General features: G+C 64.4%; 13 protein-coding genes. 6 read left to right on the forward strand and 7 right to left on the reverse strand.

The genetic code is table 11. The annotated features are described in order from the left end of the window. Position 1 precedes the first annotated feature (1 nt). Positions 2–844, reverse strand: a complete 843-nt coding sequence (ntrB, locus tag AC0L3A_RS31400) for a nitrate ABC transporter permease (protein WP_473255825.1) — start codon at positions 842–844, stop codon at positions 2–4. A 166-nt stretch (positions 845–1,010) separates the two neighbouring features. Beyond that, positions 1,011–2,390, reverse strand: coding sequence for a CmpA/NrtA family ABC transporter substrate-binding protein (locus AC0L3A_RS31405; RefSeq protein WP_473255826.1), 1,380 nt, complete (start codon positions 2,388–2,390; stop codon positions 1,011–1,013). Positions 2,391–2,549: 159 nt separating this feature from the next. On the opposite strand from AC0L3A_RS31405, the gene AC0L3A_RS31410 reads away from it, so the two are divergent. After that, positions 2,550–4,478, forward strand: a complete 1,929-nt coding sequence (locus AC0L3A_RS31410) for a sigma-54 interaction domain-containing protein (protein ID WP_473255827.1) — start codon at positions 2,550–2,552, stop codon at positions 4,476–4,478. A 6-nt stretch (positions 4,479–4,484) separates the two neighbouring features. Here AC0L3A_RS31410 and AC0L3A_RS31415 read toward each other — a convergent pair whose 3' ends face one another. Genes AC0L3A_RS31415 through AC0L3A_RS31425 form a run of 3 tightly spaced genes read right to left on the reverse strand, consistent with a single transcriptional unit; the run spans position 4,485 to position 7,099 of the window. Further along, complete coding sequence (locus AC0L3A_RS31415; RefSeq protein ID WP_007602248.1) at positions 4,485–5,363, reverse strand: sulfurtransferase; 879 nt, start codon at positions 5,361–5,363, stop codon at positions 4,485–4,487. Between the two features lie 46 nt (positions 5,364–5,409). Continuing rightward, a complete protein-coding gene (locus tag AC0L3A_RS31420; RefSeq protein WP_007602246.1) occupies positions 5,410–6,522 on the reverse strand; it encodes an acyl-CoA dehydrogenase family protein in 1,113 nt (370 codons plus the stop codon). Positions 6,523–6,556: 34 nt separating this feature from the next. Next, complete coding sequence (locus AC0L3A_RS31425; protein WP_473255828.1) at positions 6,557–7,099, reverse strand: OsmC family protein; 543 nt, start codon at positions 7,097–7,099, stop codon at positions 6,557–6,559. 244 nt (positions 7,100–7,343) lie between these two features. Here AC0L3A_RS31425 and AC0L3A_RS31430 point away from each other — a divergent pair, with 244 nt between their 5' ends. Continuing rightward, positions 7,344–8,009 carry a TetR/AcrR family transcriptional regulator gene (locus AC0L3A_RS31430; RefSeq protein ID WP_473255829.1) on the forward strand — a complete coding sequence of 222 codons (666 nt, stop codon included), beginning with the start codon at positions 7,344–7,346 and terminating at the stop codon, positions 8,007–8,009. 78 nt (positions 8,010–8,087) lie between these two features. Here the strand turns inward: AC0L3A_RS31430 and AC0L3A_RS31435 are convergent, their stop codons facing one another. Next, a complete protein-coding gene (locus tag AC0L3A_RS31435) occupies positions 8,088–9,647 on the reverse strand; it encodes a bifunctional AfsR/SARP family transcriptional regulator/alpha/beta hydrolase (RefSeq protein ID WP_473255830.1) in 1,560 nt (519 codons plus the stop codon). A 148-nt stretch (positions 9,648–9,795) separates the two neighbouring features. Between AC0L3A_RS31435 and mddA the strand changes: the two genes are divergently transcribed. Genes mddA through AC0L3A_RS31450 form a run of 3 tightly spaced genes read left to right on the forward strand, consistent with a single transcriptional unit; the run spans position 9,796 to position 12,303 of the window. Then, on the forward strand, positions 9,796–10,557 hold the full coding sequence (gene mddA / locus AC0L3A_RS31440) for a methanethiol S-methyltransferase (RefSeq protein WP_473255831.1): 762 nt from the start codon (positions 9,796–9,798) through the stop codon (positions 10,555–10,557). Next, complete coding sequence (locus AC0L3A_RS31445; RefSeq protein WP_007602236.1) at positions 10,554–11,528, forward strand: NADPH:quinone oxidoreductase family protein; 975 nt, start codon at positions 10,554–10,556, stop codon at positions 11,526–11,528. The genes mddA and AC0L3A_RS31445 overlap by 4 nt, the downstream gene beginning before the upstream one ends. A gap of 28 nt (positions 11,529–11,556) precedes the next feature. After that, positions 11,557–12,303, forward strand: coding sequence for a hotdog family protein (locus AC0L3A_RS31450; RefSeq protein WP_354128065.1), 747 nt, complete (start codon positions 11,557–11,559; stop codon positions 12,301–12,303). A gap of 122 nt (positions 12,304–12,425) precedes the next feature. Here AC0L3A_RS31450 and AC0L3A_RS31455 read toward each other — a convergent pair whose 3' ends face one another. Beyond that, positions 12,426–13,625 (reverse strand): TrmJ/YjtD family RNA methyltransferase, encoded by a 1,200-nt coding sequence (locus tag AC0L3A_RS31455; RefSeq protein WP_473255832.1) that lies wholly within the window; start codon positions 13,623–13,625, stop codon positions 12,426–12,428. Positions 13,626–13,992: 367 nt separating this feature from the next. Here AC0L3A_RS31455 and AC0L3A_RS31460 point away from each other — a divergent pair, with 367 nt between their 5' ends. Then, a complete protein-coding gene (locus AC0L3A_RS31460; RefSeq protein ID WP_007602224.1) occupies positions 13,993–15,207 on the forward strand; it encodes an NADP-dependent isocitrate dehydrogenase in 1,215 nt (404 codons plus the stop codon). The last annotated feature ends 105 nt before the right edge of the window (positions 15,208–15,312 follow it).

A 15,312-nucleotide genomic window follows, 5' to 3' on the forward strand; every position in this document is an offset into this window, starting at 1 on the left:
CCTACTCCGGAAACGTGACCATGCGCGTGAAACGCGCAAGGATTTGGTCGAGCAGCATGCCGACGACCCCGATCAGCAGGATCGCGATGATGACGTTGGTGATCGAGAGGTTGTTCCACTCGTTCCAGACGAAATAGCCAATGCCGGTGCCGCCGACCAGCATTTCGGCCGCAACGATCACCAGCCACGCAATGCCGATCGAGATGCGCATGCCGGTCAGGATCGTCGGTGCCGCTGCCGGCAGGATGACCGTGAAGGCGCGCCTGATCGTTCCGACCTCGAGCGTTCGCGCGACGTTGATCCATTCCTTGCGTACGCTCGCGACCCCGAACACGGTGTTGAGCAGCATCGGCCAGATCGAGCAGATGAAGATGACGAAGATCGCGGAGATCGAGGAATCCTTGATGGTGTAGAGCGCGAGCGGCATCCACGCGAGCGGGGAGATCGGCTTCAGCACCTGGATGAAGGGATCGAGCGCCTGACTGAGCAGCGGCGACATGCCGATCAGGAAGCCGAGCGGGATGGCGACGAGCACGGCAAGCAGATAGCCGGTGCCGACGCGCGCGATCGAGTAGCCGAGCTGGATGCCGAGCCCCTTGTCGTTCGGCCCGTTGTCGTAGAACGGCCTCCTCACATGCTCCCAGAGTTTTGCGCCGACATCGAGCGGCCCGGGCATGGCAGATTTGCCCTGGGTCGCGGTCAGGCCCATCAGCTTGGCGTATTCCGCGCTCATCGTGGCCACCGGCGCCGTCGAGCGCACGGCGAGATGCCAGACGCCCAGGAAGGCGGCGAGCAGCACGATCGAGACCAGGCCGGCGCGGATACGGAGGGAGGCGGTGGTCATCTCCCTCTCCCCGTTCTTACGGGGAGAGGGTCGGGGTGAGGGGCATGCTTCCACATATTCGGTGAGAGACGAACTCGCGGAGAGGCCCCCTCACCCGGATTGCATCTAACGATGCAATCCGATCTCTCCCCGCAAGCGGGGCGAGGTGAAAAGAGAGCGCGGCCCCTCACGACGCCTTCCTGATCTTGAAGCCCGCCAAATAATCCTCGGGCTTGGCCGGATCGAAAGTCTTGCCCATCACCGCGAACGATTTGTAGCTGCCGGCCGGCGGCGCCAGGCCCATCTCGGTCATCAGCTTCCTGGTGTCGGTGGCGAGATAGACCTGCTCGGCGACCGCCTTGTAGTCGACGTCGCCCTTGATCTGGCCCCAGCGCTTCATCTGCGTCAGCATCCACACCGCGAAGGACTGCCAGGGGAACGGGTCGAAATCGACGCGCTTTTCATCCGTCTTCACGCCGCCGAGGCCGTCGGCATAGGTGCCGGTCAAGACCTGTTCCAGCACCGTGACCGGCGCGTTGATGTAGTTCGCCGGCGCGATGGCTTCCGCGATCTGCTTGCGGTTCTCCGCCTTCGACGCATAGGCCGTGGCATCGACGATCGCGCGCGTCAGCGCGGCAAAGCTGTTCGGCGCCGTCGTGATGAACTCGCGGCTGGCCGCGAAGCTGCAGCAGGGATGGCCGTCCCAGATTTCCTTGGACAAGAGATGCATGAAGCCGACGCCGTCATAGATCGCGCGCTGGCAGATATTGTCGGGCGCGAGGAAGCCGTCGATGTTGTCGGCGCGCAGGTTTGCCACCATTTCCGGCGGCGGTACCGAACGCAGCTGCACATCGGTGTCGGGGTCGATCCCGTGTTCGGCGAGATAGTAGCGCAGCAGATAATTGTGCATGGAATAGTCGAAGGGGATGGCGAATTTCATGCCCTTCCAATCCTTCGGGTCGCGCTTGTCCTTGTGCTTGCTCGCCAGCACGATGCCCTGCCCGTTGATGTTCTCGATCGCGGGCACGGCAAACGGAATCGCGTTGGCACCTAGGCCAAGCGAGATCGCGAGCGGCATCGGCGCCAGCATGTGCGCGGCGTCGTATTCCTTGTTGATGGTCTTGTCGCGGATCACGGCCCAGCCGGCGGTCTTGACCACGTCGACGTTGAGGCCGTGCTTGGCATAGAAGCCCAGCGGCGCCGCCATGATGATTGGCGTGGCGCAGGTGATCGGGATGAAGCCGACCTTGAGATCCTTCTTTTCCGGCGTGCCGGCCTGCGCAAAAACCTCGGTCGCGGTCTGAAGCGGGAAGAACTGCGACAGCGCGGCCAGCGCGGTGGAGGCCCCGACCGACTTCAGGAATGCTCGCCGCGCCACGTCCTGCGGAAACATCGCGCGCATCACGGCAGAGGCGACCACGCCCTCGTAGCGCTTCTCCTCGCTCTCGACGGGATCACAGCGCAACGCGGTGGCCTGCTCATGCTCCGCCGCGGATTGATGCTGACCACAGGCACAGCCGGCTCGCAGGTTGCGATTGGGATCAAACGGATTGTCGAAAGTGGACATCGGACCTCCTGCGCGTCGTTGCGAGGAGAATTACGCAAGGAGCATGCCACCACCTTCGCGCCCACCAGTGCCTTGATGACGCAGCACTTTCGCCTGCACTTGGTCATTACGAAAATTCGTGATAAACGAGATTTCGTAGTTGAATAACGAGATTTCGTAATGGCAACGACGCCAATGCTCGCCCACGACGACGTGGCCCCGACCATCGATCCGCGCGTCGCGGCTTTCGAATCCTCGGTCGAAGCGACGCTGCTGATCGACCCCTTCGGCGACCTGATCGTCGATGCCAATCCCGCCGCCTGCGCCCTGCTCGGCTACGACCGCGCGCTGCTGCGCCAGACCAGGCCGAGCACGCTGCATGCCGGCGAACTTCCGGCGCTGACCGTGTTCACCCAGGCCGTGCTGCACAAGGGCGCCTACTGGACCACGGCGCTCAACCCGCGCCATGCCACCGGGCAAAATCTCCGGCTCGAATATGCCGGCTGCGTCCTGCCCCATGACGGGCGCACGCTGGTCCAGCTCACCCTGACCGATCTCGAAGCACGCCGCCGCCGCAATGTCGATGCCGCCGCTGAAGACCACATGCGCAGCGGCATCTCGACCTGGCAGCGGGTCGAGCGCGTGTTCCAGGACATCGAGCGCGAGAACCAACTGATCCTGCGCGCCGCCGGCGAAGGCATTTACGGCGTCAACGCGGAAGGAAAGACCACCTTCGTGAACCCCGCCGCCGAGCGGATGCTGGGCTGGACTGCCGAGGAGCTGGTCGGCAAGGAAATCCATCCCATCATGCACCACACCCACCATGACGGGCGGCACTATCACAACCATGATTGCCCGATCTACGCGGCGTTCCGCGACGGCGCCGTGCACCAGGTCGATGGCGAGGTATTCTGGCGCAAGGACGGCTCGCCGGCCTGGGTCGAATACACCTCCACGCCGATCCGCGATCGCGGCGTGGTGGTCGGTGCCGTCGTGGTGTTTCGCGACGTCAGCCAGCGCCGCGAGGCCGACGAGAAGCTGCACGCCGCGCTCGCCGAGGTCGATCGCCTGCGCGAACGTCTCGAGCTCGAAAACGCCTATCTCCAGGAAGAAATCCGCATCGAGACCAATCCGCGCGGCATCATCGGTGGCAGCGAGGCGATCCAGACGACGCTGCGCCAGGTCAAGCTGGTGGCGCCGACCAGCGCGGCGGTAATGATCACCGGGGAATCCGGCACCGGCAAGGAGCTGATCGCGCGCGCCATTCACGAGGATTCCACCCGCAGCGACCGGCCGCTGATCCGCGTCAATTGCGCCGCGATCCCGCGCGAATTGTTCGAAAGCGAGTTCTTCGGCCATGTCCGCGGCGCCTTCACCGGCGCGACGCGCGACCGCATCGGCCGCTTCGAGCTCGCCGATGGCGGCACGCTGTTCCTCGACGAGGTCGGCGAGATTCCACTCGAATTGCAAGGCAAGCTGCTGCGCGTGTTGCAGGAGGGCAATTTCGAGCGGGTCGGCCAGGAACGCACCCGCGCGGTCGACGTCCGCGTCATCGCGGCTACCAATCGCGACCTCAAGCAGGAGGTGCAGCGCGGGCGTTTTCGCGAGGATCTCTATTTCCGGCTCAACGTGTTTCCGATCGAGACGGTGCCCTTACGCGAACGGCGCGAGGACATTGCGCTGCTCGCCCAGCATTTTCTGACCCGCGAGAGCAAGGCGCTGAAATCGAATCTGCGCTTGTCGGAAGGCGATGCGCGGCGGCTGACGCGCTATGACTGGCCGGGCAATGTCCGCGAACTGCAGAACGTGATCGAGCGCGCCGCGATCCTGTCGCAGAACGGCCGTTTGCGGATCGATCTGCCCGACCCCTCGGGCACGCAGGCCCCGGTTGGCGCCACGCGGCAGAAGGCTGACGCACGGCCCGCTGTGATGACGTCATCCGAAATGCGCGATCACGAGCGCGCCAACATCCTGGCCGCGCTCGAGGGCTGCGCCGGAAAAGTGTTCGGCCCCGGTGGCGCGGCCGAGATGCTGGATATCAAGCCGACCACGCTGGCCTCGCGGATCAAGGCGCTGGGAATCGCGCCCCGTCCGCGTGCCCTCGGTTAGCGGCGATCACGCCGCCTTGGTCGTCACCTCCGATGCGATCGGCAATCCCTGCTCGATCGGCAGCGACGGATCGCGCGACCATTCGTTCCAGGAGCCGAAATACATCCGCACGTCCTTCACGCCGGCGTTTTTCAGCGCCAGGAACGTGTTCGAGGCGCGCGCGCCCTTGAAGCAGTAGAGATAGACCGGCGTGGAGGGCGAGATGCCGACAGTGGCGCATTCCGCCAAAATCTCGTCCTTGGACTTGAAGCGCGGGCCCTCGGCGGTTGGCTTCATCATGCGATACCATTCCAGCCACACCGCACCGGGGATGCGACCCTTGCGCGGGCAGTAATCCTTCCCGTACGGAGACGAGCTGTCGCCGATCCATTCGTCGACGTCGCGCACGTCGAGAATGGCGACGCCCGGCTTGCCGACCGCCGCCAGCATGGTCTTGGCGTCGATCAGGATATCGCCCGCTTCAGGCACGATTCCGAACGACGCCTTCGCCGGCGCCGGCACATCCTTCGTCACCGGAAGACCTGCGGCCGCCCAGGCATCGAAGCCGCCATGCAGCACCTTGATCTTGGGATAGCCGAGCATGGTGAGCAGGTAGTAGCCGCGGCAGGACTGGCCGAAGCCGGAGTTCATCGACTGCTCGTAGATCACGGCGGTCTCCTTGCCGGACAGGCCCGCGCCGCCAAAGGCGTCGGCGAACTTGGTCTTCAGCTCGGCCATGCCCTCCGGCGTCGAGGTCGCAAGAAACGTGAATATCTCATGCACGTTCACGGCATTGGGAAGGTGCCCGGCGCCATAGGCGTCGGGGTTGCGGGTGTCGATCACGACACAGGGCTCGGTCTTCAAGAGATCGGCAAGTTCGCTGGCAGAGATCAGAACGTCCGTCATTGGCAGCCTCTCCGTTGAGGTTAGATGGTGGGTGGGCTCGTAAAACTCAGGAATCGGCAAGCATCTTGCGCAACTGCTTGGTGGCAGGCGTGACGATCGCGACGAAATAGGCCTCGCGCAGGCGGCGCTGCGCGCGGTGGGACTTGAGGTAGCCGCGCGCGCCACAATGCAGCATCGCCGCATGCGCCGCCGCGACGCTGGCCTCGCCGGCGCGAAGCCTGAGCGCGATCACCTTGCGCCAGTAGGTCTCCTCTTCATTGTAGGGATCGCGCGCCAGCGCCATGGTCTCGGCCTCGAGCTCGGCGGCGAGATCGCGGAAGTGCACCGGCTGTTGCGGCAAATAGCGGTTGATGTGGCCGAGCGGGTTGTCGACCTCGTCCATGATGTTGATGCAGTCCTTGATGAGCCCGAGCGCCATGCCGGCCTGCAGCAGGATGAACCCGGCGCGGATCTTCTTGACGAACGGCGCGGCGGGATCGGCCAGGATCAGCTCGTCCGGCACGAAGGCGTCGCGGAACTGCACGCCATAGGTGCCGGTGCCGTCCATGGCGAGGAACGGCTTGCATGGCGTCAGCGAGATCGCGGGATCGGCGCAGTCGGCCAGGAACATGACAGTGCCCGGCTCGTCCTCGCGCTCGAAGATGGTACCGAAATAATGGTCGGGTCCGAGATTGGAGACCCAGGGCAGCGCGCCGCGCACGATGTAGCCGCCATCGACCTTGCGCCCCTTCAGCTTGAGCTTTTCGATGCCGAAAAAGCTCTTCATCGGATTGGAGAGCCCGGTGCCGCCGAGCACGCGGCCGGTCGAGAACGCATCGCCAAAGCGCTTTGCCAGCTTCATGTTGGTCGAGTTGGCGGCGTACCAGACTAGCGTGTTCTGGCACCACGCCATGAAGGCGGTGCTGCCGCAGACCTCGCCGATCGCCGACATCGCCTGGATGGCACAGCGCAAATCGGCGGGACCTTCGTGGGGCATGTGACTGCCCCAGGCACCGACCTCGCCAAGTTTGCGCAGCACTTCGGCCGGATAGACCGAGCCGTCGTCGATGCCGGCGGCGAGCGGCGCGAGCTGCTCCCGCGCGATTCGCGCCACCTCTCCTGCAATGGACGGTGCGGGCTGATCCAAAACTTCGGTCCGTGATAAAGCCAGTGAACCCATGATCGTCTCCGCACCTTGTCCTGTTGCCGTCAGCTCAGATGCCGACCTCGAGATTGACCGGGCGGGTGAAGGTGTTGGCGACCGGCGACCATTGCTTCACATGGGCCACCAGCGCATTGATCTCGTCCGGCGAGATCCCCTCACATTCCATGTCGACCTTGACGCGGACATCCGTAAATCCAACGGGTTTGTCGGAGACATCGCCGGTGCCCCAGACCGCGGTAATGTTGAGATCGCCCTCGAGCTCGAGCTCGAGCTTGTTGACGATCCAGCCGCGATGCACGGCGTTGGCGTGCAGGCCGACGGCGAGGCAGGACCCGAGCGCGGCGAGCGAGGCTTCGGATGGATTGGGCGCAGTGTCGTCGCCCAGAAGCCCCGGCGGCTCGTCGACGATGTAGGGCGGCAGATTGCGGATATAGTTGGCGTGGCGGAATTTTCCTTCCGCGACCGTCTTGCACTTCAAGGTCTTGATGACCTTCGGATTGGCCTTGCCGTTGGCGATCAGTTGCTCGAGGCCATTCTTGTCGATGGGTGCGAGGCAACCCGTCAGCACTGTCTTCTGAACGACGGCAGTCATCATCTTCTCCCTGGCAGAAGTGGAAATCGGTAGGATACCGAACGGTCTGTTTCCTTGCATGGAGCGTGCCAGACCAGGCCAAAATCAAAAGGCGAAGCATTGGAGCCGCTTAGCGAACGCTGCCTGCGGATTGATCAGCCGCCGTTTGCTCAAAGGCGATGCAGACCGGCTTTCCCGTGCGAATCTTTTCAGCGCGGACAGATGCGGCTTGCTGATGCAGCGCGGCTGCGATTAAGTTGCATCCATGGTCAAGCCCTTACCCAAGAAGACGTCGAAGAAGATGTCTCATTTGCCGCACGGCGGCACCAGCGAAGACGAGTCCGCGCGCGGGCGCCTGCTCAACGCGGCGACGCATCTGTTCTGCAAGAACGGCATCAATGCCACCGGGATCGACGCGATCATCGCGGAAGCCGGCACCGCGAAGACCACGCTCTATAAATTGTTCGGCTCCAAGACCAATCTCGTCAACGCGGTGCTGGAGAGCGAAGGCAAGCAGTGGCGCGAATGGTTCATCGGCGCCATGGAAGAAGGCGGCGGCGACGCGCAAGCCAAACTCACGCGCATCTTCCCGGCCCTGAAGAGCTGGTTCGCGGAAGAACGCTTCTACGGCTGCCCCTTCATCAACGCGGTCGGCGAGCACGACAAGGACGCCAAGCAATTCCGCAACATCGCGCTGAAGCACAAGAAGATCGTGCTCGGCCATATCGAGAAGCTCGCCGGCGAGCTCGGATCGAACGAGCCCGTCGTGCTCGCGCACCAGCTCGGCCTGTTGATCGACGGCGCGATCGTCGCGGCGATGGTGTCGCGCGATCCGGGTGTGGCGGATACGGCGGCGCTGACGGCAGGTCCCCTGCTCAGCCAGTCCAAGGCAAAGAAGACGCGCGCGGCGGATCAGCTCGAGGCGGTGTGATCGCTCCCATCCCGTAGCCCGCATGAGCGCAGCGAGATGCGGGACGACCGTCCCCGGATGTCGCGTCGCTCATCCGGGCTACAGCACTCGCAGCCGCTCGCGCGGTAACGCAGCAATGAACCGCCTGATCGCCCCCAGCACCGGTCCCTGATCGCCTGCAAAGAACCAGTGATCATGGCCGTCGAGCTCGACGAATTGCGCACCTTTGATCCGGCTCGCGAGATCGCGGCCGGCCGCAATCCGTACGGCCTTGTCGTCCCGACGATGCAGCACCAATGTCGGCATGGCAATCTGCGGCAAAAGCTGCCGCACGTCGGCGTCGCGAAACGCCTCGAGCACGGCCGAGATGCCGCCGGGACTGGAGGCCGCGCGCAATAGCCCCGCCCACCAGGCGCGGGCCTGGGGATCGCCGGCAAGGCTGGGCGCGAAGGTTTCAATCTCTACCGGTCCTCCCCATTGCGCAATGAGGTGCTTGCTCCAGGCGTCGTACTGGCTGGCGCGCAACGCGTGCGGATAGTCCTGCGACCAGCAGCCCTTGGCCAATGCACCGAACAGAATGAGTCCGGCCACGAGTCGCGGCTCGTCGACCGCAAATTTGATGCAGGCCGGCCCGCACTCGGATGCGCCGAACAGCACGACACGGCGCGAATCCGTCGCCCGCAACACGGTACCGATATCCTCCGCAGTGAGGTCGATACCGGGCGCAGATCCAACCCGGTCGGACAACCCGATGCCGCGACGATCAAACACGATCAGCCGCCCCAGCTTCATCAGTGAGGCCAGAAACCTCCGGCTCGCGGGATGCTCCCAGGCGCGTTCCACATGCGACACGAAGCCCGGCATGACCAGGATGTCGACCGGACCGCTGCCATAGGTCTGATACGCCAGATGCACGCCGGCGCCCTTGACATAGCGCGTCGCTGGAATCGCATGTGCCGCCGCAGGACTCATTAGCGCCTCGGTCTCGGCTTCGGGCGCAACACCAAGCTCGTCACGCAGCCGCTGCGTCAGTGCCGCGTGGTGCCGCTCTGCCGCGCTGCGGTCGCCCGCCAGCAGCAGGCTGCGGATCAGATGCCGGCCGTAGACCTCGCTCAAAGGATCGAGCTCGGCCAGACGGGTCGCATGTGCGGTCGCGGCAAAGTAGTCTCCGGCAGCAGTCTTGTCCTGCACCAGACGCTCCAGCGCGTGAACGAGACGCCCGCGCAGCGCCTCGCGGCGAAAGAACGCCCAGTCGTCGAATTCCGGACAGTCCTCCGGCGAGAAGCCTGCGAGGAAATCTCCCCGATAAATCTGGCAGGCCTCGTCAAAGTCACCGCGATCGCAGGCGCTCTCGAACAGATGTGCATCGACTTGCAGCGCGACTGCCGGAGACCACCGCAGACTGGTCCGATCGGTCTCGAACACCTGCTGACCGAGCGTCAGCTCGATGCGGTGAAGCAGCCGCCGCAATCGCGCAAGGCCGGTCTCGCGGTCGGCCTCCGGCCACAGCAGCGTGGCCACCACGTCGCGGGCCGCAGCGCACTTGGCTTCCGCGAGATAGACCAGCAGCGCGAGGCCCTTGCGCAGGGCCAACTTGATCGGGCGGCCGTCGGCGTGGACCTCCGGGAACCCGAACGTCCCCAGCGAAAAAACCGTCATGAAAGTCCTCCCTCCCCTCGCGGCGCCCCCGGGGGACGCACAGGGGACGGTCCAGCGATAGCAGTCGGGGCAGATCGAGCCTGCTCGCCGGCGAGCAACTCAGGCTCCTGCATGCGGCACGGCTGCATCAGGCACAATAGGAAAAAACATGATCTCGCGCCTCCTGATCCTGCTCTACGCCATCGTGAGCTACGTCATCTTCACGGTCTCATTTCTCTATGCGCTCGGTTTCGTCGGCAATTATGTCGTGCCCAAGTCGATTGATAAGTCGATCGACATGCCGATCGGCGTCGGCAGCCCGACGGACCTGAGCGTGGCCATCGTCGTCAACCTGCTGCTGATGAGCCTGTTTGCAATCCAGCACAGCGTCATGGCGCGCCCGGGCTTCAAGCGATGGCTGGTCAAATTCCTCCCCGCAGCCTGCCAGCGCAGCACCTATGTGCTGCTCTCCAGCCTGATCTTGCTGCTGCTGTTTTGGCAGTGGCGTCCGATCCCGACGCCGGTCTGGCAAACGAGCGGAATAGCGGCCTGGTTGCTGATCGGCGTACATTGGCTCGGCTGGCTGATCGCGTTCGCCTCGACCCACATGCTCGATCATTTCGATCTGTTCGGCCTGCGCCAGGCCTTCGTTGCGTTCCGCGGGAGCGCGATACCAGGTCAATCGTTCAGGACGCCGCTGCTCTACAAGATCGTGCGGCATCCCATCATGCTCGGCTTCCTGCTCGCGTTCTGGGCCACGCCCGAGATGACCATTGGCCACCTTCTGTTTGCGCTCGCAAACACCGCCTACATCCTGGCCGCGCTTCAGTTCGAGGAGCGCGACCTGATCGCCGAATTCGGCGCGACCTATCAGGACTATCGCCGACGCGTTCCCATGCTGCTGCCGCGTCCTTTCGGAGCGCCCCGATGAAAGCGATTCTGTGCACATCGTTCACCGGACCCGGCGATTTGCGCCTCGGCGAGATCGACGAGCCGAAGCCGGCCGGCGACGAGATCCTGATCGACGTCCACGCGGCTTCAGTCAGTTTCATGGACCAGTTGGTGGTCTCGGGGCTCTATCAGATGCGGCCGCCGACGCCCTTCGTGCCTGGCACGGAAGCATCCGGTGTCGTCGTCGCGGTCGGCGACGAGGTCACGGGATTCGCGCCTGGCGACCGCGTGGCGTGCAGCGCCTGGACCGGCGGCTACGCCGAGCGGATGATAGCGAAGGACTCAAAGTGCGTGCGTCTGCCTGAAGGCGTCGCGTTCGAAGCCGCGGCGACGGTCCTGCATAATTACGGCACGGCCTATTATGCGCTGGTCGAACGGGCCCGGGCGCAGCGCGGCGAAACGCTGTTCGTCACCGGTGCTGCTGGCGGAGTTGGCCTTGCCGCCGTCGACCTCGGCCGCCATCTGGGACTGCGTGTCGTCGCCGGTGTCGGCTCCGACGACAAGGCAGCCCTGGTCCAGAGTTACGGCGCCAGCGAAGTCGTCAACTATCGCAGCGAAGATCTGCGCGGCCGGATCAAGGCGATCACGGCAGACGGCATCGATATCGGCTTCGACACTGTCGGTGGCGCGATATTCGAGCAGATGGCCCGCTCGATGAAGTGGGGCGGACGGCTGATGCCCATCGGCTTCACCAGCGGCGAGATTCCCCAGCTCCCGATGAACCTTCCGCTGCTGAAGAACTATTCCATCCTCGGAGTCTTCGTCGGCGCCTGGGCGGAGAAATTTCCCGCGGACGCCGCGCGTATGAATGCCACGCTGATGCAATTGCTGGCCGGCGGAAAAATCCGCCCGCATATCGATCGCGTCCTCCCTTTGGAGGAGGCCGGCGAAGCCATGCGTGCCGTGGCCAACCGAACGGTTCAGGGGCGAATTGTCCTCAAGATCAGGTAAAGTGCACGGGGAAGAGAGAACAAAACCGATGACACAGATCATCATCGACAAACGCTTTTGCGGTCCTCCCAACTCCGGCAACGGCGGCTATGTCTGTGGGCGGCTGGCCCGCCACATCCCGGGGGCTGCGGAGGTGACGCTGCGCGCACCGCCGCCGCTGGACACGCCGCTTGATGCGGTCGCGACGAACGACGGCACATGGGAGCTTCGCGACGGCGACAAGGTCGTGGCCACCGGGCGGCCGGCAAATGTCGAGGTCAAGCGGCTGGAGACAGCCAGCTTCGAGGACGCCTGCGCCGCCGAGCTATTGACGCCCGTGAAGCCGCACGAGCATCCCCTGCCGACATGTTTCGTGTGCGGTCCCGCAAGGGCAAAAGGCGACGGCCTGCGCATTTTCGCCGGCTCGCTCCGTGGTCACAATGCCGTTCTCGCGGCGAGCTGGACCCCGGACAAGAATCTCGCCGCCGAGAACGGCCTGATCGCCCCCGAATTTCTCTGGTCGGCGCTCGACTGCCCCACCGGTTTTGCCTGCAATTGCGATCAGCAGACCGGCGGCTTCGACCGGACGCCGCTACTGCTGGGCCGCATGTCAGCCCGAATCGAAGCCCGCCCCCGCCCCGGCGACCGCTGCATCATCACGGCGTGGCCGATCGCCCGCGACGGCCGGAAACGCACCGCCGAGGCTGCGGTGCATGATGAGGACGGGAGGCGGCTGGCGGTCGCGAAGGCGACATGGATTGCGGTCGACCGCGACGTGCAGCTCGGGCGTGGATGACGGTCTCGTAGGGTGGGCAAAGGCGCACAGCGCCGTGCCCACCTTTCTGTCTCAGCGCTATTGATGGACATGGTGGGCACGCTTCGCTTTGCCCACCCTACGAGACCTACGCGCTAGGAGACCTACACGCCCTGCTCGAGCATCCCCTGCAATCGCACCAGCTCCGCCTCGATATCCCGCTCGACATCTGCGGCCCGCATCTCGATCACCCGATAATCCCTCGCCTCGAGCCATGCCCGCCTTGCCGCGCGATCAGCCGCGATCGTCTCGCCCTCACCCGCATTCACCAGCTCGATCGCGATCCGGTGCGGGAACGAGACGAAGTCGGGGATATGCCGCCCCACAGGGGTCTGGCGCTTGAACCCGCCTGCGAAACGGCGGTCGCGTGTGAGCGCCTGCCACAGCAGGCGCTCGGCGTCGGTCGGGTTGCGGCGGAGCAGGCGGGCGAGGCCGCGCACGGTGGAGCCGCTGTCGGGCACCCCGCCGCCCTGCCCGTGCTCGGCCAAAAGCGCGCGCAGCCGCGTGGCCTGCTCGCCGTCGAGCACGCCGCCCTTGGCCGGGCCCTTGCGTCCCTCGGCAATGGCCATCACCACCCCGTGCAGGGTGTGCATGTCCTGCTTGGTCGGCTCCATCCGAGTGAAGATGTTGCGCAGGTTCACCAGCATGGTGTCGCGCTTCTCGGCCGGGCGCAAAAATTCGACCCGGTCGAGCTCGCGGATCAAATTGTCGAAGAAGGCCTGCATCTGGTGCTGCGAGGCGCGCTCGGAGCGCTCCGGCATCGCGTGCGGCAGCTGGCCGGAGGTCGCCCGCTTGAACCATTCGTAGCCGACCAGGAGCACAGCCTGGGCGAGGTTGAGCGAGGCAAAGCCCGGATTGACCGGGAAGGTAATGATGCGGTTGGCGAGCCCGACCTCCTCATTGGTCAGGCCCCAGCGCTCCCGGCCGAACAGGATACCGGCCTTTCCGCCGGCGGCGACGTGCCCGGAAATCTCACTAGCTGCGGCTTCCGGCCCCACCACCGGCTTGGCCTGGTCGTGGGGGCGCGCGGTGGTGGCGAACAGCAAGTCGAGGTCGGCGACGGCCTCACCGACCGTGTCGAACAATTCGACCTTGTCCAGAATATAGTCGGCCCCGGCCGCGGCGCGCTGGGCGGCGATGTTCGGCCAGCCGTCGCGCGGATTGACGATGCGCAATCGGCTCAGTGCGAAGTTACCCATGGCGCGCGCGGCCATGCCGATGTTTTCGCCCAGCTGCGGCTCGACCAGGATGACGATGGGACCGTCGAGGGAAAGGCCCGCCTTGCTCTTGTCAGTCCCCGACATCTCGCTTCGCTTTCACACTGGTTCTCAAGGCCTTGGACAGGCCCTCTTGATGAAATGATTCAAGGCCGGTCCTGACCTGGTCTCGACCCGGTCTTGACCTGCTCTCGGGCCGGCTGCCCGTTCGCCTGTCGTTTGCCTGTCCTGACAAAATTCTCAAGGGAAATAACGGGTTGGATTCGACTTTTGAATCTCGCCTGAAACTTCAGCCCTGCCCTCGCGACGGGGCTCCTCGAACCCCCATCTGCGGGGGCTGGATGAGCTAAAAGTGCATAATCCCTTGGCTTTCGCCCGCTGCTATCAGGTGCTAAGAGGCGGCGGATATTCCCGTGGCGCGCCAAAGCGCCGTTCCCAAGAGGCTTCCCCGATCATGGCAAAAATCAAGGTGTCCAACCCCGTCGTCGAACTCGATGGCGACGAGATGACCCGGATCATCTGGCAGTACATCAAGGACAAGCTGATTAACCCATTCCTGGATGTCGAGCTGCTCTATTTCGACCTGGGGATGGAGTACCGTGACGAGACCAACGATCAGGTGACGATCGACGCCGCCGAGGCCATCAAGAAGGTCGGCGTCGGCGTCAAGTGCGCCACGATCACCCCGGACGAGGCCCGGGTGAAGGAATTCAACCTCAAGCAGATGTGGAAGTCGCCGAACGGCACCATCCGCAACATCCTCGGCGGCGTGATCTTCCGCGAGCCGATCATCTGCAAGAACGTGCCGCGCCTCGTTCCGGGCTGGAGCAAGCCGATCATCATCGGTCGCCACGCCTATGGCGACCAGTACCGCGCCACCGACATCAAGTTCCCGGGCAAGGGCACGCTGTCGATGAAGTTCGTCGGCGAGGACGGCACCGTGATCGAGCGGGAAGTGTTCAAGGCGCCCGGCGCCGGCGTCGCCATGCAGATGTACAATCTCGACGATTCCATCATCGACTTCGCCCGCGCCTCGCTCAATTACGGCCTGCTGCGCAACTACCCGGTCTATCTCTCGACCAAGAACACCATCCTCAAGGTCTATGACGGCCGCTTCAAGGACATCTTCCAGGACATCTACGACCGCGAGTTCAAGAAGGAATTCGAGGCCAAGGGCCTGACCTACGAGCACCGCCTGATCGACGACATGGTGGCCTCGGCGCTGAAATGGTCCGGCGGCTATGTCTGGGCCTGCAAGAACTACGACGGCGACGTGCAGTCCGACACCGTGGCACAGGGCTACGGCTCGCTCGGGCTGATGACCTCGGTCCTCCTCACCCCCGACGGCAAGACGGTGGAAGCCGAGGCCGCCCACGGCACGGTGACCCGCCACTACCGCGAGCACCAGAAGGGCAAGGAGACCTCGACCAACTCGATCGCGTCGATCTTCGCCTGGACCCGCGGCCTGTCGCACCGCGCCAAGCTCGACAACAATGCCGAGCTCGCCAAGTTCGCGAACACCCTGGAGAAGGTCTGCGTCGACACAGTCGAGGAAGGCTACATGACCAAGGACCTCGCGCTCCTGGTCGGCGCCGACCAGCGCTGGCTCTCGACCACCGGCTTCCTCGACAAGGTCGCCGAGAACCTCGGGAAGGCGCTGGCGGCGTAAGCTGCCTCCACCCCGTCATTGCGAGCGAAGCGAAGCAATCCTGATCTTCCCCCAAAAAAGTGGACATGGATCAAGCCGATTTTAGCTCCATCTCGACCGGGCTGA

The sequence above is a fragment of the Bradyrhizobium sp. MI1.3 genome (genome assembly GCF_055811695.1).